Annotated in this window: 17 protein-coding genes and 1 pseudogene; 13 read left to right on the forward strand and 5 right to left on the reverse strand. The window is 69.8% G+C overall.

Going from position 1 to position 20,050, the window contains the following annotated elements; all coding sequences use genetic code 11:
- Window positions 1–47 precede the first annotated feature (47 nt).
- The 5 genes from Dvina_RS51900 (at window position 48) to Dvina_RS51920 (ending at window position 5,583) form a co-directional block, all read left to right on the forward strand.
- Window positions 48–1,208, forward strand: a complete 1,161-nt coding sequence (locus Dvina_RS51900) for a hypothetical protein (protein ID WP_223099615.1) — start codon at window positions 48–50, stop codon at window positions 1,206–1,208.
- Window positions 1,205–2,116: an NAD-dependent epimerase/dehydratase family protein gene (locus tag Dvina_RS51905; RefSeq protein WP_223099617.1), complete on the forward strand. Its 912-nt coding sequence runs from the start codon at window positions 1,205–1,207 to the stop codon at window positions 2,114–2,116. The genes Dvina_RS51900 and Dvina_RS51905 overlap by 4 nt, the downstream gene beginning before the upstream one ends.
- Before the next feature lie 76 nt (window positions 2,117–2,192).
- Window positions 2,193–3,836: a carbamoyltransferase family protein gene (locus Dvina_RS51910; protein WP_223099619.1), complete on the forward strand. Its 1,644-nt coding sequence runs from the start codon at window positions 2,193–2,195 to the stop codon at window positions 3,834–3,836.
- Complete coding sequence (locus Dvina_RS51915; RefSeq protein ID WP_223099621.1) at window positions 3,833–5,014, forward strand: NAD(P)/FAD-dependent oxidoreductase; 1,182 nt, start codon at window positions 3,833–3,835, stop codon at window positions 5,012–5,014. Before Dvina_RS51910 ends, Dvina_RS51915 begins: the two co-directional genes overlap by 4 nt.
- An 11-nt stretch (window positions 5,015–5,025) precedes the next feature.
- Complete coding sequence (locus Dvina_RS51920) at window positions 5,026–5,583, forward strand: NUDIX hydrolase (RefSeq protein ID WP_223099623.1); 558 nt, start codon at window positions 5,026–5,028, stop codon at window positions 5,581–5,583.
- Window positions 5,584–5,593: 10 nt separating this feature from the next.
- Here the strand turns inward: Dvina_RS51920 and rfbB are convergent, their stop codons facing one another.
- A complete protein-coding gene (rfbB, locus tag Dvina_RS51925) occupies window positions 5,594–6,583 on the reverse strand; it encodes a dTDP-glucose 4,6-dehydratase (RefSeq protein ID WP_223106206.1) in 990 nt (329 codons plus the stop codon).
- 219 nt (window positions 6,584–6,802) lie between these two features.
- Between rfbB and Dvina_RS51930 the strand changes: the two genes are divergently transcribed.
- From Dvina_RS51930 to Dvina_RS51960, 7 genes are all read left to right on the forward strand, one after another.
- Entirely contained in the window at window positions 6,803–7,615 is an 813-nt protein-coding gene (locus Dvina_RS51930; protein ID WP_223099624.1) for a phosphotransferase family protein, read from the forward strand.
- Between the two features lie 303 nt (window positions 7,616–7,918).
- Window positions 7,919–8,092 (forward strand): FxLD family lanthipeptide, encoded by a 174-nt coding sequence (locus Dvina_RS51935; protein WP_223099626.1) that lies wholly within the window; start codon window positions 7,919–7,921, stop codon window positions 8,090–8,092.
- 61 nt (window positions 8,093–8,153) lie between these two features.
- Entirely contained in the window at window positions 8,154–11,294 is a 3,141-nt protein-coding gene (locus Dvina_RS51940; protein WP_223099628.1) for a lantibiotic dehydratase, read from the forward strand.
- Window positions 11,291–12,616, forward strand: a complete 1,326-nt coding sequence (locus tag Dvina_RS51945) for a lanthionine synthetase C family protein (RefSeq protein WP_223099630.1) — start codon at window positions 11,291–11,293, stop codon at window positions 12,614–12,616. Before Dvina_RS51940 ends, Dvina_RS51945 begins: the two co-directional genes overlap by 4 nt.
- Window positions 12,617–12,656: 40 nt before the next feature.
- Window positions 12,657–14,756: a methyltransferase, FxLD system gene (fxlM, locus tag Dvina_RS51950; RefSeq protein ID WP_246655877.1), complete on the forward strand. Its 2,100-nt coding sequence runs from the start codon at window positions 12,657–12,659 to the stop codon at window positions 14,754–14,756.
- Between the two features lie 69 nt (window positions 14,757–14,825).
- Complete coding sequence (locus Dvina_RS51955) at window positions 14,826–15,983, forward strand: hypothetical protein (protein WP_223099633.1); 1,158 nt, start codon at window positions 14,826–14,828, stop codon at window positions 15,981–15,983.
- A 26-nt stretch (window positions 15,984–16,009) separates the two neighbouring features.
- Window positions 16,010–16,315 (forward strand): nucleoside triphosphate pyrophosphohydrolase family protein, encoded by a 306-nt coding sequence (locus Dvina_RS51960; protein ID WP_223099634.1) that lies wholly within the window; start codon window positions 16,010–16,012, stop codon window positions 16,313–16,315.
- A gap of 27 nt (window positions 16,316–16,342) precedes the next feature.
- Here the strand turns inward: Dvina_RS51960 and Dvina_RS51965 are convergent, their stop codons facing one another.
- The 4 genes from Dvina_RS51965 to Dvina_RS51980 all read right to left on the reverse strand — a co-directional run bounded on the left by Dvina_RS51965 (window position 16,343) and on the right by Dvina_RS51980 (window position 19,125).
- Window positions 16,343–17,431: a helix-turn-helix domain-containing protein gene (locus tag Dvina_RS51965; protein ID WP_223099635.1), complete on the reverse strand. Its 1,089-nt coding sequence runs from the start codon at window positions 17,429–17,431 to the stop codon at window positions 16,343–16,345.
- 132 nt (window positions 17,432–17,563) lie between these two features.
- On the reverse strand, window positions 17,564–18,415 hold the full coding sequence (locus Dvina_RS51970; protein ID WP_223099636.1) for a helix-turn-helix domain-containing protein: 852 nt from the start codon (window positions 18,413–18,415) through the stop codon (window positions 17,564–17,566).
- The gene (locus Dvina_RS51975; protein ID WP_223099637.1) at window positions 18,396–18,914 is read right to left on the reverse strand and encodes a DUF6879 family protein; all 519 of its coding nucleotides are present in this window, start codon (window positions 18,912–18,914) and stop codon (window positions 18,396–18,398) included. The genes Dvina_RS51970 and Dvina_RS51975 overlap by 20 nt, the downstream gene beginning before the upstream one ends.
- Window positions 18,898–19,125, reverse strand: coding sequence for a hypothetical protein (locus tag Dvina_RS51980; RefSeq protein ID WP_223106261.1), 228 nt, complete (start codon window positions 19,123–19,125; stop codon window positions 18,898–18,900). Before Dvina_RS51980 ends, Dvina_RS51975 begins: the two co-directional genes overlap by 17 nt.
- Before the next feature lie 290 nt (window positions 19,126–19,415).
- Here Dvina_RS51980 and Dvina_RS55585 point away from each other — a divergent pair.
- Window positions 19,416–19,874 (forward strand): annotated as a pseudogene (locus Dvina_RS55585) (DUF6879 family protein).
- The last annotated feature ends 176 nt before the right edge of the window (window positions 19,875–20,050 follow it).

The following is a 20,050-nucleotide window of genomic DNA, read 5'->3' on the forward strand; positions in this document are numbered from 1 at the left end:
CCCCTCGCTACGCCCCGGACTACCTGCCCGCCGCAGTCGCCGACCAGATGCCGTGGGACCGCTTCCGTGACCTCGCACCCACGATCGCGCAGACGCCGGTAGCGGGCACCGCGCTTGAGGCGCTCGTGGTGCCGAAGACGGTCACCTGGAGCGACCGGGACATCAACATCTTCGTCGGTGCCCCCGCCACTCCGGATGCTCCCAACGCTGTGCCGCTGCGGTCGATGCTCGACCTGGGCGCGGCGGCGTTCATCGCGGTGTTCGGCTGGCACATCGTGGTCGCCCGGCGGGTCTCGGCGGCGCTCGGCCGTGACGTGTACGTCACCCACGGGTTCAACCCGACCGATACCGCCCCGGACGCGCACTCGGTCGCAGCGAAGTTCCACACCCACATCCACGTCCCCGACCTGACACATCGGCGCCCGGTGCGCCCAGCCGAACTGACCCACTTCGAACGCCTCGCCTTGATCGAACCGTGCGCGAGCATCGCGACTGACCTTGTCCGGCACTGCCTCACGACCTGCGGCTCAGCGGACACGTCGGTGGTGTGCCGGTGGACCGTCACGGGCGGGTTCGGTCATGTCAGCATCAGCACGCCGCTGGATGGGCGCCTTGACGAGGATCTCTGCTGTCTGCACGCCGTCCTCGCCGTGCTCCACGACCGCTACCACGAACTCGTCGGCGTGTTCACCGACGGGCAGGTGGAGCAGGCCACCGGCCACTGCCGGTTCGTGCCAGTGGCGCCGGCTGAGCGGCTGCGGCGGCTCGATGCGTTCGAGGCCATCTGCCAAGTCAGGTGGTCTGCGGAGTCGCTGGCAGTCCTGCGCCACCTTGCCAACCGGCTCGTCCCCGCCACGGCTCGCGATACACCACGCTCCACTCGGATCCGATCTGCCGCCCAGGCGTGGCTGGCGAAGGGACTGTCCGGCGCGCTCAACCTCGTGGTCCCCGCCGACGGGTCAACGCTGCGGATCGACTTCGCCCCACGGGTGATCAGCACCTCCGGCGCGACCAAGGTGATCTCCGTGGGACCGACGCTGATCCGCAAGGCCCAAGGCGCCGCGACCGCCGGTCAGCGTCAGCGGCTGCGTGACTTCGAACAGCTCGTCGTCGCCGCGACCAGCGGCACACCAGACATCCCATCGCAGGGAAGGAGTCCGTCATCAGCAACCTCGTCATCCCCGGCGCGGCCGGGTTCATCGGCGTGAACCTGCTGCACCGCCTGCAGACCCGCCCCGACGTCCTCGACCGGTTCGCCACGATCGTGCTGGTCGACCCGCTGCAGTACGGCGAGCAGAAGATCCCGCCGCACGTGCTCGCCGACCCGCGGTACCGGTTCGTGCAGGGCTCGATCTACGACCCGGCCGTCGCCGACGACGTCATCGCAGCCGGTGACACGGTGCTGCACCTGGTCGCGCAGGTCAACAGCTTCACCGCGCCCCAGACCACGACGGTCGACGACCCGCCTCGGTATCTGCATCACCTCGCCGACCGGCGAATCGCCCGGCTGCTGTTCCTGTCCACCGCCGACATCTACGGCGACAACGACGCCGACGACCTCCAGGAGGACGCCCCGGTCCGGCCGAGCACCATCTACGCCGCGGCGAAGGCCGCGTTCGAGGCGTACCTGTCCGCCGTCCACGCCATGCGCGGCCTGCCCTACGTGGCGTTCCGGCCGGTCACCATCTACGGGCCGCAGCAATACCCCGGCTGGCTCATCCCCAGGGTCATCACCCAGGCCCTGGCTGGGCAGCCGATCACGCTCACCGGCGACGGCTCCGTCCGCCGCGACTGGATCTTCGTCAGCGACGTCTGCGACCTGCTCCTCGCCGCCCTGCGCTACGACGGCGACGACATCAACGGGCAGGTGTTCAACGTCGGCACCGGCACGGAGACCGACGTACTGACGCTGACCCGGCAGATCCTCGCCAGCGTCGGCGCCGACGAATCCTTGATCCGGTTCGTGTCGGACCGGCCGGGCGACATCCGCCGTCAGGTCGCCACCGCCGCTCGGGCGCGGCAGACGTTCGGCTGGGCACCGGTGGTGCCGCTCGCTGACGGGTTGGCCGACACGATCGCCTGGTACCGGGAGCACCCCGCGCCGCCAGCCGCCTGACCCAGGCAACCTCTGGCGACCTGGCACCTCCACGAGCACCCCTGCGCGGATCACCGAGCTGGAAGGGCACGACGCGATGTACATCCTCGGCATCCACGGCAACCTGGGCAAAGCCGAACACGACCCCGCAGCGGTCCTGCTCCGCGATGGCGACATCGTCGCCGCCGCGGAGGAGGAACGCTTCGCCCGGTTCAAGCATGCGATCGGGCTGATGCCCGACGCCGCGATCCGGTTCTGCCTCCAGCAGGCGAAGATCAGCATGCGGGAGGTGGACGTCGTCGCGTTCCCCCGGGCGACATGGGCGGACTTCCCGCCCCGCCTGGAGGCGTATCTGCGATACACGTTCGGCTGGGCCCCGCCGGTGGTCTACGTCGATCATCACACCGCGCATGCCGCGTCGGCGTACCTGATCTCCGGGTTCGACGACGCCCTCGTCGTCACCGCCGACCAGGCCGGGGACGGCACCTCCTGCGCGGCGTTCCGCGCTCGCGGGCGCGAACTGGAGCTGCTGGAGGCGGTGCCGTTCCCGGACTCGATCGGCCTGTTCGCCGCCCTCGTCACCCAGTATCTGGGGTTCCGCAGCAACCACGACGAGTACAAGGTCATGGGTCTCGCCCCGTACGGCAACCCGACCATGGACCTCACCCGACTGCTGCACCACGTCGACGGACGACCGCGCCTCGACCCGCACGCACTGCACCCGACGGTCCTGCAGCGGCATCCGGTCTTCCACACCGACCAGCTGCCGATGTTCGCCACCGACGAGTTGCCCGGCCTGCCACCACGGCGGCTGCCCGACGGGGAGCTCACCGCCGCGCACCGCGACCTCGCTGCGTCCGCCCAACACAGCATCACCGCCGCGCTGCTGGGCTTCGTCGACCGGCACCGCACCGGCACCGACCGGCGGCTGTGCCTGGCCGGGGGCGTCGCTGAGAACTCCGTCGCCGCCGGCGCACTCGCCGCCGCGGGCGGGTTCGACGAGGTGTACATGACGCCGGCCTGCGGCGACGCCGGCACCGCCCTCGGCGCCGCACTGCTCGTCGCCGCCCAGCACGGCCACCGGCCCGCCCGTCTCACCCACAGTCAGCTCGGCCCGTCCTTCACCGACGGGCAGATCGCCGACGTGCTGCGCGAGTGCGGGGTGCCCTACGTCGAGACCGCCGACCCAGCCGCCACCGCCGCGGACCTGATCGCGCAGCAGCAGATCGTCGCCTGGTTCCAAGGCCGAATGGAGTTCGGGCCCCGCGCCCTCGGTGCCCGTAGCCTGCTCGCCGACCCGTCCACCGACGCCATGCGCGCCCAGGTCAACCGCATCAAACGCCGCGAGCAGTTCCGTCCGTTCGGCCCCTCCGTCCTCGCCGAACACATCCCCACGCTGTTCCCCGCCACGGTCGTGGCGCCGTTCATGTCGTTCACCCTGCCCACCACGAACCCGACGCCGATCATCGCCGCGACCCACGTCGACGGCACCAGCCGCCCCCACACCGTGCCCGACGACGGCACCCTCTACCGGCGCCTCGTCGAACACGTCCACGCCCGCACCGGCACCCCGGCAGTGCTCAACACCAGCCTCAACAGCGGCTGGGAACCCATCGTCACCAGCCCCGAACAGGCCTTGGCGTTCCTGTACTCCAGCACCGCTGACGCCCTCGTCATCGGCCCGTTCCTCGTCACCAAACACCGCGCCACGATCAACAACACGAGCAAGGAGCGCCGGTGACCAGCTACGACACCATCGTCATCGGCGGCGGCGTCGCCGGCCTGCTCACCGCCCTGCGCCTGGCTCGCGCCGGGCAGGCCGTCGCGCTGTTGGAGGCCGACCAGCTCGGCTCCGGCGCCACCTGCGCCAACCACGGCATGCTGCACTCCGGCGCCCTCTACGCCCGCCGCCACCCGCACGTCGTCGCCAACTGCCGCCAAGCCCAGGCCGCCTTCACCACCCTGCTCCCCGCCGCCGAATTGCCGACGCAGCCCGCCGTCTACGTCGTCCACCGCGCCGACGCCGACGGCTTCCGCAGCCACCTCGACCAGCACGGCATCGCACACCAGCCGGGCGCCACCCACGACCTCGCCACCGACGCCAATGGCGCCAGTGGCGGCAACGCCTACCAGCTGGTACAGGTCGCCGAGCGGGTCTTCTCGTCCTGGCGGATCGTCACGATCCTGGCCGGCCAAGCCCTGGCCGCCAGCGTCACCGTGTGCACCGGTGTCACCGTCCAACAGATCAACCACGAGTCCGGCAAGGTCACCGGCGTCGCCCTGTCCACCGGCGAGCGTCTCGCCGGCCGCACGGTCGTGGTCGCTGCCGGCATCGGCACCGCCACGCTGCTGCGCGCCTGCGGCAGTCGCGACAGCGAGCTGCTCAAGTCCCGGCTCGACATGATGATCCATCTACCTGCCACCACGATCCGCCAGGGTCTGATCTTCACCGAGCTGCACCGGCCGGTCCTCATGCCCGCCCGCGACGGCGGCACCCTCACCTCATACTTCGGCGGCACCCAACCCGACATCACCGGCCGCCGCGCGTACGCCGTCGACCTGGACAAGGCCACCGCACTGCTCGAGCAGACCCGCCGCGCCTGCGCCGACGGCGTCGTCGACCCCACCGGCGCCGTCGCCTACGTCGCCGGCAAGACCGACTACATCGGCACCGCCCACGCCGAACACGGCCGGATCAACCCCGGCTTCCACGTCATCCACCACGAACACACCGACGGCATCCACGGCCTGCACACCGTCATCACCGGCAAGATGACCCTCGCCTTCCACGCCAGCAAAGCCGCCGCGGACGCCATCCTCGGCACCGACCTACCGCTGCTGCTCACCCCAGCCACCACGGTCGACGTCCCGCAGGCACTGGTAGCGGTCGAGCCATGGGCTCCGACCGCCCACCGGTAAAGTCAGTCCTTGTGCAAGATCCCGAACGGCCGATCATCACCACCGCCACGCGGCAGGTGTACGCCAGCCGCTGGTGGCAGGTCGAGGAACACGACGTCGTCCACGCCGACGGCACACCCGGCATGTTCAACGTCCTGCACTGCGGCGACGGCGTCACCATCCTCGCCGTCACCAGCGACGGCGACCTGTGCCTCATCCGCGAGTACAAGTACGCCATCGGCCGGCACATCCTGCAGCTCCCCAGCGGCGGCGTCGACGACGGCGAACAGCCGCTGCAGGCGGCGATGCGCGAACTGCTCGAGGAGACCGGCCTGGCCGCCGCCACGTGGACCTCGGCGGGGATCGTGCACCCATACCCGACCAACGTCGCGGCGACCGTCCACCTGTTCATCGCCCACGACGCCCGGCCCGTCCAGGACCCCGAACCGGGCATCGACCTGCTCCGAGTCGACCGCGACACCGCGCTCGACCTGATCACCAAGCACGAGGTCACCCACGCCGCTTCGCTGGCGTGCCTGCTGACCTACCTTCTGCGCGAACGAGTGCATCCGCCAGCCGGCGGCGGCTGAGCCGAGAGGGTCAGCGGCCGAGGACCTGATACTTCGCCTCGGTGGCCTCCTTCTGCGGCTTCCACCACCACTCATTGGCCCGGTACCAGTCGATCGTCGCCGCCAGCCCGGCCTTGAAGTCGCCGTACACCGGCGCCCAGCCCAGCTCGGTGCGCAGCTTCGTCGTGTTGTTCGAGTACCGCAGGTCGTGCCCGGGCCGGTCCGGAACGTGGTCGTAGGCGTCCGGTGCCTCGCCCATCAGCTCCAGAATCAGCTCCAGGATCTGCTTGTTCGACCGCTCGTCACCTGACCCGATCAGGTACGTCTCGCCCAGCCGGCCGCGGGACAGGATCGCGTGCACGGCGGCGTTGTGATCGTCGACGTGGGTCCACTCCCGTACGTTCACCCCTTCGCCGTACAGCTTCGGCCGCTGCCCGGTCAGCACGTTGGTGATCTGCCGCGGGATGAACTTCTCCACATGCTGGTACGAGCCGTAGTTGTTCGCGCAGTTCGACAGCGTCGCCTGCACCCCGAACGAGCGGGCCCACGCCCGCACCAACATGTCCGAACTGGCCTTCGACGCCGAGTACGGACTCGACGGGTCATACGGCGTGTCCTCGGCGAACTGATCGGCGCTGTCCAGCGGCAGGTCACCGAACACCTCGTCGGTGGAGATGTGGTGGAACCGGCCGCCGTGCCGACGCAGCGCCTCCAGCAGCGTGAACGTGCCGATGATGTTGCTGCGGATGAACGGCTCCGGATCGTGCAGCGAGTTGTCCACGTGCGACTCCGCCGCGAAGTGCACGATCACGTCCGACTCCGCGACGATGCCGTCGACGACGCCGGCGTCGCAGATGTCGCCGTGCACGAACCGCACCTGGTCCTGCACCGGCGCAAGCGTCGTCCGGTCACCCGCGTAGGTCAGCGCGTCGAGCACGACGACCTCGTACTCCGGATGGTGCCGAGTGGTGTAGTGAACAAAGTTCGCACCGATAAATCCGGCACCGCCGGTGACCAGCATCCGCGTCATGCTCACGCATCCTACGGAAGGGGGCCGTTGGGTTCCGCCTCCAACTGCATGGTCACCCGGTACAGTTCCGGCGCAACTGGCTTGTGCCTATAAGGCTTGAAGCGCTCGGCACCAAAGAGCCAACGCCAGGACGTGATGTTTGCGCGTGATCGTACTGTCGGCAGCAGTCCCAAGACCTAGGGCACGGTGGCGCCGAGGGGATGATGAACGATGCTGACCGCCCGGATCGCCTACGATGCGCTGCCAGCTGGTGTCAAGGCCGCGATCGAGGAGGTCATTGGTCCGGTCGAAGCTACGGTGTCAGCCAACGGTGGGTTCAACAGCGCCGTCGCAGCAAGGCTGTGCACCGCTACAGGTGACGTCTTCTGTAAGGCCCTGCCCGCCGACCACCGTTGGGTGTGGACCCAGCGCCGTGAAGCCGACATAGCTCCATACGTGATCGGGCTGGCGCCCGACCTCGTCGCCCGGCTCGCCGTCGACGGCTGGGACGTCCTGCTTTTCGAAGCCCTCGATGGTCATCACGCCGACTACAGCCCCGGCTCACGCGACCTACCCGCTGTTGTGGCGCTTCTGGAAGCTGCCGCGAGCACACCCTGTCCGCCGATCGAGCTCCGCGATGCCGTCGACCGACTCCGCAGCTACGTCAATGACCCAGCCGACCTGGACCAATTCGCCGGGACTGCGCTGCTACACACCGACCTCAACAACGCCAATCTGATCGTTCACGCCGATCAGGCCCGGCTCGTCGACTGGGGCTGGGCCACGCGCGGCGCGCCATGGCTCGACGCAGCGTACTGGGTGCTGTGGCTCGTCGCGGCCGGACACCACCCGGCGCGGGCCGAGCACTGGGCCGGCAAGGTCTCTACGTGGGCCACCGCACCGAAGGTAGGACTGCGGGCGTTCGCCGATGCGCAGGCCAGACTCTGGACAAAGATCAACGATAGGAGCCCTGGCGACACGTGGACCGCCCGCATCGCCGCCGCTTCTCGACGCTGGATCGCCTACCGCCGCAACCTGTCCTGACCACCGCTTGGACACACCAGGCCGTAGACGTCGGTGCGAGTTGCTGAGGGCCGGCGTACGGAATGCGCGGCGACGTACCCGGGACGCAGGGTTGGCTGATCCTGAAGTCGCATCGGACCTACCGACTACTGAGTCGGCACCAGTAGTCCCTAGGGCCCAAATCGGGTTGGTACAGAAGTCGGTCAGCAGCGATGTACCCGACGTGAGTGGGCCAAAGGTTCACGGACGCGAATATGTTGCGGGGACGACTGAGGCGGGTGCGCTCCGACACTGACGGTCGCATCCTGGCGAGAGGAGTCCGAGATGCAGGGCAATCGGCCGGGCCTGTCCCTGACCGGCGGGCTGGCGCAGCAGCCGGTGGAGGGTGCGGGCCGGTTCGAACTCGACGTGCGCATCGTCGAGTCCGGCGAGCTGGATCGGGTGCTGCTGGCCAGCACCGACGACGGTTGCGACACCCAGAAGCAAGGCGACTGCTGAGACCGGAGCTCGCCCGGACCGGGCCACCCGGCCGGGCGAGCCCCATCGCATTGCGGTGTTGGTGTCCATCATCGAGTTCGGGGAGTCGGGCATGCACCGTCGGTGGTATCAGTCCCGTGACACCGCGCTTCTGCGGGCCAGCACGCACTTGCCGGATGCCGGTGGCGGAGAGCCGTGGCCTGCTGCGGGAAATGCGGATCGACTCGAGGTATGGGTCGGGTGGCTGGGCAAGGTTTGGCAGGACCGTCGGATCGTGGAATCGGTCGCCGTGTCGAGTCCGGTGTTCGCCGAGCAGATCACGGCCGCGGTCGACGGCGGCGGGAAGAGCGACGCGGCGCGGGTACGACGGCTCGCGGTGTCGCTGGGACGATACCTGGCACGAATGCGCGGGCGGGCGACACCATTCGGGTTGTTCGCCGGTGTCACCCCGCTCGGCTTCGCTGCCACGGGGTCGCTCCTGGGGTCCGAGGCACACCGGACCTGGGTACGTGCCGACGCCGCGTGGCTGGCTGAGGTCGTTACCCGGTTGGAGGCATACCCGCAGCTACTGGCGCGGCTGAGTGTCGTGGGCAATGGCCTCGCGGAGATCCGCGGTGGGCGCGTGACCATTCCGGGAACGCGGGTGGCCCAGGCGCGGTTCGGTGCGGGCCGCCATGAGGTGTCGGTGATATACAGCGCGGCGGTGCGAGATGTGCTGCGGGCCGCGACCGCCCCGGTGGTCGTCGCCGACCTGGTCCGCGCGGTGTTTCCGGCCGATGCCGCGGCAGCCTCGGCGATGCTGCAACAGTTGGTGGCGCATGGCGTGCTGATCACCAACCTCCGCCCGCCGTCCACGACCGTCGACGGCCTGGCTCATGTTCTTGACCAGCTCGCCGGCGTGGACGCCGATGGTATCGAGGAGGTTGAGGCCTTGATGTCGGCGCTGCGCGAGGCCCGTACCGCCGTCCGGATGCTGTGCCAGACGCATTGGCTCGACGGGGGCGGCCGGCATGCGGTTGCTGCGCGGCTGCGGCGGATCGCCGAGGTGCCGCAGCCGCTGATGACGGACGTGCGGCTGGACTGCACGGCGACGCTGCCGCGTCGGGTGGCGACCGAAGCGGCAGCCGCTGCTAGCGCACTGACGCGGCTGGCGCCGCACCCCGAAGGCGACCCTGCATGGTGTGCGTACCGGCAGCGGTTCCTGGACCGCTTTGGTCTCGGTGCGGTCGTGCCGCTGCTCGACATGGTCGACCCGGTCCGTGGGATTGGATTCCCTGACCACTTCGTCGAGCCCGCAAACTCGGCTCCGACGGCTCGGTCGGGGCAACTCGCCGCGCCGGCGGGGCTGACGGTGCGGAATGAGCGTCTGCTGGTGCTGGCTCAGCTGGCCGTCCTCGACGGTGCCGACGAAGTGGTGCTCAACGAGACCGCGATCGACGCGGTCACCGCAGATGGGCCGGCGCCTCGGCCGGTGCCGCATCTTGATCTGTGCTTCGACCTGCGGGCGGCGTCGCTGCCGGATGTGGGGGTGGGCCGGTTCGCGCTCGGGGTTACCGGGATCGGCCGGACCGCTCTGGCCACCGGCGGCCGGTTCTTCGACATCGTCCACGAGGTCCCCGCCGCCGTGGATTTGCCGGTTGTCGTCCTGAACGGCGAACCGGTGCAACTATCGTTTCCTGCGCTGGACGCACGCGGCGGCAACGTGCTGCGGGCGCCGCGACTGCTGCCGCAGGTGCTGCCGGTCGGTGAACATCGCGAACGTGACACGGACATAGACCTACGCGACCTTGCGGTCACCGGCGATCCGGACCGGTTGTGCCTGTTGTCGCTGTCCCGCCGTCGGGTCATCGAACCGGTGCTCGCCAACGCCGCCGCACGGCACGCCATGGCGCCGTTGGTGCGTCTACTGGCCGAACTGCCTACTGCATGGTGCACACCGATGTCGCTGCTGGACTGGGGCGCTGCCGACGTGCTGCCGTTCCGGCCGCGGCTGCGCTACGGCCGGAGCATCCTCTCCCCGGCCCGGTGGCGGATCAGCCCTGCCGATCTGCCCGCGGCGACCGCCGCCGAACCGGTGTGGGAGAAGGCGCTCGATCGGCTGCGGGAACGGCTGCAGCTGCCGGCGTGGGTATACGTGGGAACGGGAGACCAACGGCTGCGACTGCACCTGGACGAGCCTATGGACCGGGCGCTGCTGCGCGGCCACCTGCACCGCACCGCCGACCAGCCCGTGCTCACGGAGGCACCTACTCCCGAGGATCACCGCTGGTTCGGCGGCCGGGCCCACGAGATCCTCCTGCCCCTGGCCACCACGCTGCCACCGGCGCCACCACCAGTCGTGCTCCGCGGGCATGCTGACCTGCATCCGTTCCGTCAGGTGCAGGACATCCTCCCGGGCGACACGATCCTGTCCGCGAAGCTCTACGGCCCCGCGGAGCTGGCTGGCGCGATCCTCACCGAACACCTGCCACGGCTGCTCGCCGCCTGGTCGTCCCCACCCTTGTGGTGGTTCATCCGGTACGAGGACCCGGCACCCCATCTGCGACTACGGCTGCACCGGGTCGAGTACGGGCTGGCCGCCGAGCGGATCGGTGCGTGGGCAGCCGACCTGCGCCGGCTAGGTCTCCTCGCCGATCTGGCGCTGGTCACCTATCGCCCGGAGACCGGCCGGTTCGGCACCGGCGAAGCGATGGCCGCCGCCGAGGCGTTCTTCGCCGCCGACTCCGCCGCCGCCGTCGCCGAACTGGCCGCGGGCCGTCGGCTCGACGAGTCGTACCGGCAGGCGCTGACCGCAGCGAGCCTTGTCGACCTCGCAGCCGCGGTCAGCGGCGGCGAGGCCAACGGACTCCGATGGCTGCTGGACCATCCAGACCTCGCCGCCTCGCAGGGCCGCACCGACCGTATCGCCCTGGCACACACCATCACCCTCACCGATGCGAATACCGGCCCAGCGGCGCTTGCCGCCTTCGTCGGCGGTGCCGAGGTCCTTGAGATGTGGCAGGCTCGGCGGGATGCCGCCGCGGCCTACGCCGCCCAGCTGGAGCATCCCGCCACACACGTCACATCGGCGTCGGTGTTGACGGCGCTGCTGCACCTGCACCATGTCCGAGTCCACGGCATCACCCCGGCCTTGGAGGCCCGGACTCACCGCCTGGCCCGCGCTGCGGCACTCGCCCGCACCGCCCGGACCGGCGACGCCGGCCGCAGCAGGACGGCGTCATGACCGCACCGACGGTCGACCCGGGCGAGCGCGACCGCGCGGCGGCGGCGTGCGAGCGCCTCAGCGTCGCGCTGGCCGAACCGGCCAGGCCGGTCACCGGCGACGATGCGCGCGGCCGGCGGTGGCACGGCCAGTCGCTGTACCGTGGTGCGGCGGGCACCGCCGTCCTGCACGGCGTCCGTGCGCAGACCGGCGACGACCCGCCGGCACGGGTTCGCACCTGGCTGACGGAGGCGACCCGTGAGGACGTCAGTGCCGCATCCACCGCAGGGCTTTGGTTCGGCGCACCCGCGGTCGGGTTCGCCGTTGCCACCGCCGCGCCGGGGCTGTGCCCGGCCACCCTGCAGCAGCTCGACACCGCCGTCGCCCGTCTCATCGGCGCCCGGCTGGACGCCGCTGAGGCCCGCATCGTGGCTGGTCGACGCCCGCCCCTCGCCGAGTTCGACCTCGTCCGCGGACTGACCGGTCTCGGCGCCTACCTTCTGCATCGCACCCACTCCGATAGCCGGCCCGACCGACAGCCCAGCAGACCGGATCATGGCGTGGACGGCGACCTGGCTCGGCGGGTCGTCGCCTACCTGGTCCAGCTCACCGAGCCGCTGCCGCGGGCCGTCGATGAGTTCGGCGCTGACGTGCCGGGCTGGTGGAGCGGCGCGGTCCCGTCCGGAGAGACCGCGCACCGCTACCCGGGCGGCCACATCGATCTCGGCATCGCCCACGGCATCAGCGGACCGCTCGCCTTCCTCGCACTGGCGATGCGTCGCGGGCTCACGGTCCCCGGCCAGGCCGAGGCGATCGACCGCGTCTGCCGCTTCCTGGACCACTGGCGCCAGAACAGCCCGGCCGGAGCATGGTGGCCCGAACGCATCGGCCGCAACGAACTGCACCACGGGCGCCCGCGGCAGACAGGGCCGGCGCGACCGTCCTGGTGCTACGGCACGCCAGGCATCGCCCGAGCCTGCCAGCTCGCCGCAGTCGTCCTCGGCGACACCGCCCGCCAGCAGGCGGCCGAACGCGCCCTCGCCGACTGCCTCGACGACCCCGGCCAGCTCCGCAACGTCCTCGACGCGCGGCTGTGTCACGGCTGGGCCGGCATCGCCGCCACCGCCTGGCACGCCGCGCACGACGCTGCCACCGACCGCATCGCCGGCTACCTGCCACGTCTGCTGAGCAAGCTCACCGCGCTCGCCGAGCAGATCCCCGCACCGAGCCAGCCAGCCCGGGAAGGGCTGATCGACGGCGACGCCGGCATCGCCCTCACTCTGCAATCCATGATCACCACCACCGCGTCGGTCAGCTGGCCGACGTGCCTCCTGCTGGCCTGACCGCTACGAGTGACACCACCAGATGATGGGACACCGCACCGTGACAGCACACGCCGACGCCAACGGCTGGCGGCAGCTCAACCTCACCTTCGACACGTGGCAGACCGCCGAACGCACCGCCGCCGCCCAGCTCGGGCCGCTGCTACACAGCGCTGAGCACGACGACGTGCTGGGCCAGTGGTGGTTCGTCCGGAAGGGCCCGGCGTGGCGGCTACGGCTGCGCCCAGTACCGAGCACCGACACCAGCCGTGTCGCAGACCTCATCCAGCGCCTCACCGACGTCGCCGCCGTCACCGGCCTGCGCGCCTGGGCCGAGGTCATCTACGAACCAGAGGCCCACCGCTTCGGCGGAGCCGCCGGGATGGACCTCGCCCACACCCTGTTCCACGCCGACAGCCGGCACCTGCTCCAGTACCTCGCGGGCGCCGACCGAGACCACCGCATCGACCACCGCCGCGAACTCAGCCTGGTGCTGGCGACCCGGCTCATGCGCGCCGCCGCGCAAGACTGGTACGAGCAAGGCGACATCTGGCGCGCCGTCGCCGACCACCGCGCCGCCGCATCCGATGACGCCGGCGAACCGGTCCCGGCCCAACTCGCCGCCGTGCGGCAGCTCATCCTGGCCATCTCCGACACCGACACCAGCCCGCTGCATGCAGCGCCCGGCTGGCCGACCGCGTTCGAGCAGGCAGGCATCGCGCTGGCCGGCCTCTCCGAACGCGGCGGGCTCACTCGCGGCATCCGCGCAATCCTCACCGACCACGTGCTGTTCCTGTTCAACCGGCACGGAGTCGCCGCACCCGACCAGCAAACCCTCGCCAGCGCCGCTCGCCAGGTTGTCTTCGAGCGTGAACCGGCCGGTGATCAACCCACCACAGCCGACAGCGCCGCTACAGTCGCCCCGGTGACCACCACCGCAGCAGAAGCCAGCGGACCCGCCGAGCCCGCCGACGCTCGGCTGAGGGCGGCGCTCGCCGACGACATTCGCCGCCGCGGCACGTTCCGCACCCCGCCCGTCGAGGCAGCGTTCCGGACGGTCCACCGGCATCTATTCCTGCCCGGCGTCCCGCTCGATGTCGCCTACGGCACCAACCCGGTCGTCACGAAACGCGACACCGACGGTGCGTCGCTGTCCTCGGCGTCCAAACCGAACCTCGTCGCCGCGATGCTCGAACAGCTCCAGGCCCAGCCCGGACAGCGGGTGCTGGAAATCGGCGCCGCGACGGGCATCAACGCCGCCCTGCTCGCCGAACTCGTCGGACCGACCGGCACCGTCGTCACGATCGAACTCGACGAGGACCTCGCCGCCGGCGCCCGCGCCGCGCTCGACCGCGCCGGCTACCCCCACGTCACCGTCATCTGCGGCGACGGCACCCTCGGCCACCGACCCGCGGCCCCATACCAGCGGATCATCGTCACCGCAGAAGCGTCCGACATCACCGACGCCTGGTGGGACCAGCTCGCACCCGACGGACGCATCGTCGCCCCCATCCGCCTGCACGGCAGCGGCCTCACCCGCTCCCTCGGCTTCGCCCTCGACGACCACGGCGTGCTAACCAGCACCCACGCCGAAGTGTGCGGGTTCGTCCCCATGCGCGGCGCGACCACCACCGCCAACAGCCACGTCTCGCTAGCCGCCGGCGTCGCCCTGCGCACCGACCCCGACGACCAGCCCGATCACCCGTCCCTCAGCTACGCCCTCAACCATTCCGCCCACGCCCACCGCACCGGCATCCAGGTCCACGATGACCAACCCGCCCAGCATCTCGACCTGTGGCTGCTCACCCACACGACACATCCGTTCGGGCGGTTGTCGGTCACCGCCACCGCCCGCGGCCTCGCCGACCCCGCCCGCCGTTGGGCCGGCGCCGGCATCTACCGCGGCGGCACCATCGCCTACATCACCGCCTACCCCGTCACCGACACCCTCGATGAACTCGGCGTCACCGCCCACGGGCCCGACGCGGAGAAACTCGCCGCCGACCTCACCGACCTGCTGCACGAATGGGACCAGCACAGGGCCGCCCAGCCGACCGTCACCGCCCACCGGCGCACCAACACCGACCCTGCACCCGTGCCAGAGCCTGCCGGCCCGGGCGAGGTCGTCCGACCGGACACCCGGTTCAGCATCCGCTGGTAACTCTCCAGTCGCATCGCCGGGCCGCCAGCCTCAACACACCGGCGGCGGCCCGACGGAAAGGGCAGATCCATGACCGCCGGCCCGCCGCTGCCCGCCCGCCTCGGACCGCTCGACGACCTAATGGCCCGACACTTCCCATTACTGCCGCGTACCCGCCCGTCCTGCCGCCCCCTGCCATCCCGCGTCGCGCACGTCGAACACCTCGTCCAGCAAGCCGCCGGGCAGCCGCCCGCCGATGCGCTGCTCCGAGCTGCGGAGGCACACAACTTCGCCGCGTTGATCGCCAGCGACTGCGGCATGCCTGACCTCGCCCGAACCCTCTGCCTGCGCCAGTATGCGACGATCCGCGCCAACGCACCGGTGAGCATCGTCGCTGCCAAACTTGCCCTGCAACCCCTGGTCAACCTCGGCCGCCTGCATACCCGCGACGGCGACGGCGACGCCGCCCACCGCGTGTTCCAGACGCTGTTCACCACGGTCCGCGACCGCCGCCACGCCGACCTCGACGCTCTGCATTTCGACGCGCGCGCTCTCGTCGTCGATGCCGATCACGCCGAGCTCACCCAATGGCTGTGGGCGGTCGTGCTCGCCGATGGCAGCCGAGCGCTCGCCCGCGCCGGCCGGTGGCGCGAAGCCCGCGACGTTGCCGCAGCCCACCACGGCATCGGCGAGCGTCTGCTCGACGGCCGCCAGGTCGCGGTCATCGACGCGTATACCCGTGGCGACCCGGACGCTCAGGCCATGCTCGAGGCCAGCACCACACCAACGGCCTGGGAGCGCGCCGTCGCGAGCTGCCTCACCGCCGCATGGCACCTCAGGACCGGTCACCTCACCACCGACAACGTCGCTGCGGCGACCGACTCCTACCGCCAGGCCGTCGCTAGTGACGTCGACGCGACGTTCGCCGTCCGACTCGGCCTGGCGATCGCATCCCTCGCAGCCGACCACCCCGCCCCAGCGGCCGTCATCGCACACCTCGAGCACACCGCGATCAGCACCGGCGACGCCTACATTGCCCGCGACGTCCTGGGCGCGGCCCACGCCGCGTCGCTTACCCTCGGAGCAACCCACCACTTGACCACGGTCGTGGAGCACGCCGGACTGGACGTCGGTGGCATGCCTGAGCCGCTACTAACCCAGCTCACCAACGCCACTGACGCCGCCGAACACGCCATCGCAGCGGCCGTCGCCGTCGGCGATCGGCCGCCTCGCTCGTCGCACAACTGACCGTCGCCGGTGGGTGAGGAGAAACAGTGGATATCCGGACGGCCCAAGCACTCGCCTGGGAGAACAAGAAGGCCAAGGGATTCAACATCACCGACGTCGCCTACGAGTTCGGTCTGCTGCACGGCGAGATCGCCGAAGCGTTCAACGCCTGGCGTCGGCAGCATCCGGACCTCGATGACGAGCTCGCCGACGTCGCGATCTACCTGTTCGGCCTCGCGGAGATGAACGGCATCGACCTACAGTCAGCGATCGAACGCAAGCTTGCGACCAATGCCGCACGCCGGTATGCGCCAGACCCTGCCACCGGGGTCATGAACAGGGTTACCAGCTGAACGGCCCGACACCCAACCAGCCACAGGCTACGCCAGGCGCCAACAGGTCCCAGGGAGGTCAAGACTGCCGACGCACGCAACCCGCGGCGATCTGCAGCAGGCCTCGCCGCATCGCATGCGGCCCGATCGAATGGTTGAACGTGGCAAGCACGGAGGGGCGCGAGTGGTCCAGCATCCGGACTTCACCGCTGCCAGTTCGATGCGGTTGACCATCCGCACCAGCGCCTCATCCACATGCGTGCGACGTCCGACTTGGCATGGCAGCCGTACGGCTGGCCGGCGACCAGTCGCCGCCCTGCGCATTTTCGGCCGACCGGCCGGCACCGTGTCGTTGGCCGCCGAGCCGTATGACGTCACCAGATGGGCGACCTCGCCGCTGCCCGTCGCCGCCCCGACCTGACCCTGAACGGCGACTGGACCGAGCAGTTCGACAACGGTGGTCCAACCCTGCGCGGCGGTCGCATAGCCAAGTTCCGCCAGTGCGTCGACGATCATTGCGGCGAAGCGGGCGGCGAGCACAGCAGCCGATCTGTGCGGCGCGTCAGCCACCGGCCCGTGGAGCAGGTCGATGCACGCCTCGAGGGCGACGGCGGCAGCACGGACTCGGTCCTGCGCTGCGATGATCAAGTCACCGCCATCAGGCAGTCTCACATCCCTGTGCGGCAGACCGTCCAGTCGCGCTGGCGCCCCGTCCAGGCTCACGCCTGCGATGACTTCGCGCATCAGATGGTCGAGGAGCTTCGCCATCGCTGGAATGTCTCGGTGTTGCGATGCCGGCGCGCTGAACTCCGGATCGGCTCGCGCTGCTCCTGGTGACTGCGGTTGGTGACGGGCTTGCTGCCGCTGCGGGTCGGTGGCGCGCTGGTGTTGCAGCAGGGTGAAGCTGTTTCGTAGCGCACCATCAGTGCCAAGCGCGGCCTCGGCGCGCTCGACGAAGTTCGCGGTAGGCCGGCGTTCACCACGTTCGATTAAGCCGACGTATTCGCGGCTGAAGAAGGTCACGGCGCCGAGCTCGCGTTGGCTCCAGTTGCGCCGGTGACGCCACTGCCGCAGAAGGGCACCGAAGGGCACCACGTCGGTGTTCTGGCTTGCCCCGTGTTTCACGGTGGTCGCCACGAACCTCCTCCTGACAGTGCCGGTCTCCTGCTGATCTCCTGCTGACAGCCTCGCGGCGTTCGCCCAGCACGCTTCGGCCAACGCTAGAAGGCGGTTGCGGGGTAGGTCCACAATGTTGCGAACTGTTGCGAGTTAGTCCAACTCGCGGAGTACAGCGTTGATGATCGTGCGGGCGCGGCGACCGTAGACAGCGGCGGATTGCAGCCGGTCGAACATGCGACCGTATAGGTCGATTTCCTGAGGGCGGGTGACCTCGATACTGGCCGTGGGTGTCTCGAGCGCGACGAGGGTGTCGTCGAAGATCCAGAAGCCGGTGGATGCCACACCGGAGCGTTCGACCATCAGCGGGATGATGCCGACAGACACGCTGGGCAATGACATCACCGCGAGGAGCCGGTCGAGCTGGCCGGCCTGCACCTCGGCGTCGCCGAACCAGGTCCGCAGCGCCTGTTCCTCGAGCACGACGGCAAAGCGTCGGCCGCGCTCGTAGATCACCCGCTGGCGTTCCATCCGGACTGCGACGGCGGCGTCGAGGTCGTTGGGCGTCTGCAGGAAGTCGATCCAGAACGACAGCATCGCAGCGCAGTAGTCGGCCGTCTGGAACAGCCCCGGAACGACGTTGTGCTCGTAGACGCGAAACAGGGTGGTCTGCTCGTATAGGCCGATCGTGTGCGCCCCGAGCACCCGCTTCAGTCCGGACCGGCCCTGCCTGCGGAACTCCTGATAGGCCGACTCGACCGCCCGCAGGCTCGCCAGCAGGTCCGGGACGTGCGCCTGCGCGCCGCACGCCCGGCACCACCGTTCGATGTCGCCGGGCGTCGGCGACTGCACCCCGTTCTCGATCTTGCTGACGCGGGTGAAGTGCTGGCCGGTGGCCGCCGCCAGCGCGCGCCCGGTGAGGCCCGCCTCCTTGCGGATTTCCCGCAAGGAGGCGCCGAGGGCCTCCTGGGCCTGCCGGGCGGCGCTAGACGGGCTGGTAGTCACGGTGTGGGATGGCCAGTTTCCACACCGCCGCGAACGCCGACCGACACAGCTCGACATCCGCTGCATCGGTCGAGGTCACAAACTGCGCGTTGAGCCCTTCGCCGGTGTAGAGCAGGAAGATCACCAGGCGGCCGTCAAGCAGATAGAAGTCGTTGCCCGGGATGCCGATCGAGGACACCAACCGCCGGGGTACCCAGCGGATGTCTTCGCCGGCGTCGACCATCGGATGGGCGATGCTGTACGACCACCGTTGATAGGCGCTCAGCGGCTCGGAGACGATGCGTGCCCGCCGCACGGTCGCCCCTGCAGCGACGTGTGAGCGGAGAGTGTTGCACCAGTCCGCCAGCCAGGTCAGGTCGTCCGGTTGCCCCTTGGCCCACCGGTCCATGTACGGCAGCTCCGTCTGGGTGCCGTACGCGTCGCGCGTCTCCAGGTGCAGCGACTCTCGTTCGAAGGTGCGCAGCAGGTCGCCGAACTCGGCCTCAGTGATCGTCGGCACGGCCCTCCCTTGGCGACGCGGTGAAGAACTGCAGCATGCGGTCCGGAATCTCGACGCAGGTCTCCCCGTCCGGGATGTCCATGGCGGCGAGCGCGTCGCCGTCGGTGACCACCCAGCCCTGGACGACCCAACTGCCACGATCGGTGCGGTACACGGTCGGCGAACCTGTCGGGTTGGAGTCCGGATCCTTTCCGACGAACGTTAGGCGCATGGTCAGCTCCTGTCCTCGGCAGTTGCGAATTGTTGCGATGACAATGCTGATCGTTGCCGCCCGGAGGTAAGACAGTCAATGAAGTTGCGTGTTGTTGCGAGCCTCCGACACGGCATCCCGGCATGTCACCGTGCAGACGAACGCCAGCGGTGACAGCCGACTCAGGACAGGGCAAGGCAGGGGCGTGAACCACGTTTCTGGGCTCGCATCCGCCGCGGTTCCGGCTATCGTGCCGTCGCTTCGGGCGATCGGCTACGACGACCTCAACGCGGGGCATCACCACTTCATTTGTGCACCTGGAGACCCGCGACGCGTACGGCACTGAAACGGAGCTGCCGCACATGGCGGCGTGGCGCCGCGGCGAGCCCGACGACGACTTGTGGCTGTCGTGGTGGCTGCAGATGCTGCGCGGTCACCGGACCGCCGGTCGCAGCTGCCGCCGTGCCAGGGTGGTGTCAGAGCCGTTGAGTGAGTACCAGTAGTGGACCTTCAGTCACGTCGACCGGTTCGTCGAGGCCGGTGAAGACGTCCGCTACGTCTCCCGGCGCCGGTTGATCGACATCCTGCTGCCCGGCAGTGGAGACTTCTACGTGTTCGACGAGCAGCTCGCACTGTTTCTGCACTATGCGGGTAGCGGCACCAACAACGCATTCGAGGTCACCGAGGACCCGATGACCGTCCGGCGGTGCCGGGATGCGTTCGCCGCTGCATGGTCTCGCGGCGTTCCGGCTGGCGAGTACCGGTTGTAGCAACCCGGAATACCACCGCCGCCGTCGGCATCCGCGCATGCCAGCCGTTGCTCGACAGCACATTCCATTGCAACCGGTTACGTCGAAGACCCGCTGCCGTGGTGCTGCGGCAAGACCGCAGGCGACAGCCCGGTCTGCGATGTGAACGACAGCCAGTGGCAGATGGTGCGGTTAGT

The organism is Dactylosporangium vinaceum, assembly GCF_019904175.1.
Classification (GTDB): domain Bacteria; phylum Actinomycetota; class Actinomycetes; order Mycobacteriales; family Micromonosporaceae; genus Dactylosporangium; species Dactylosporangium vinaceum.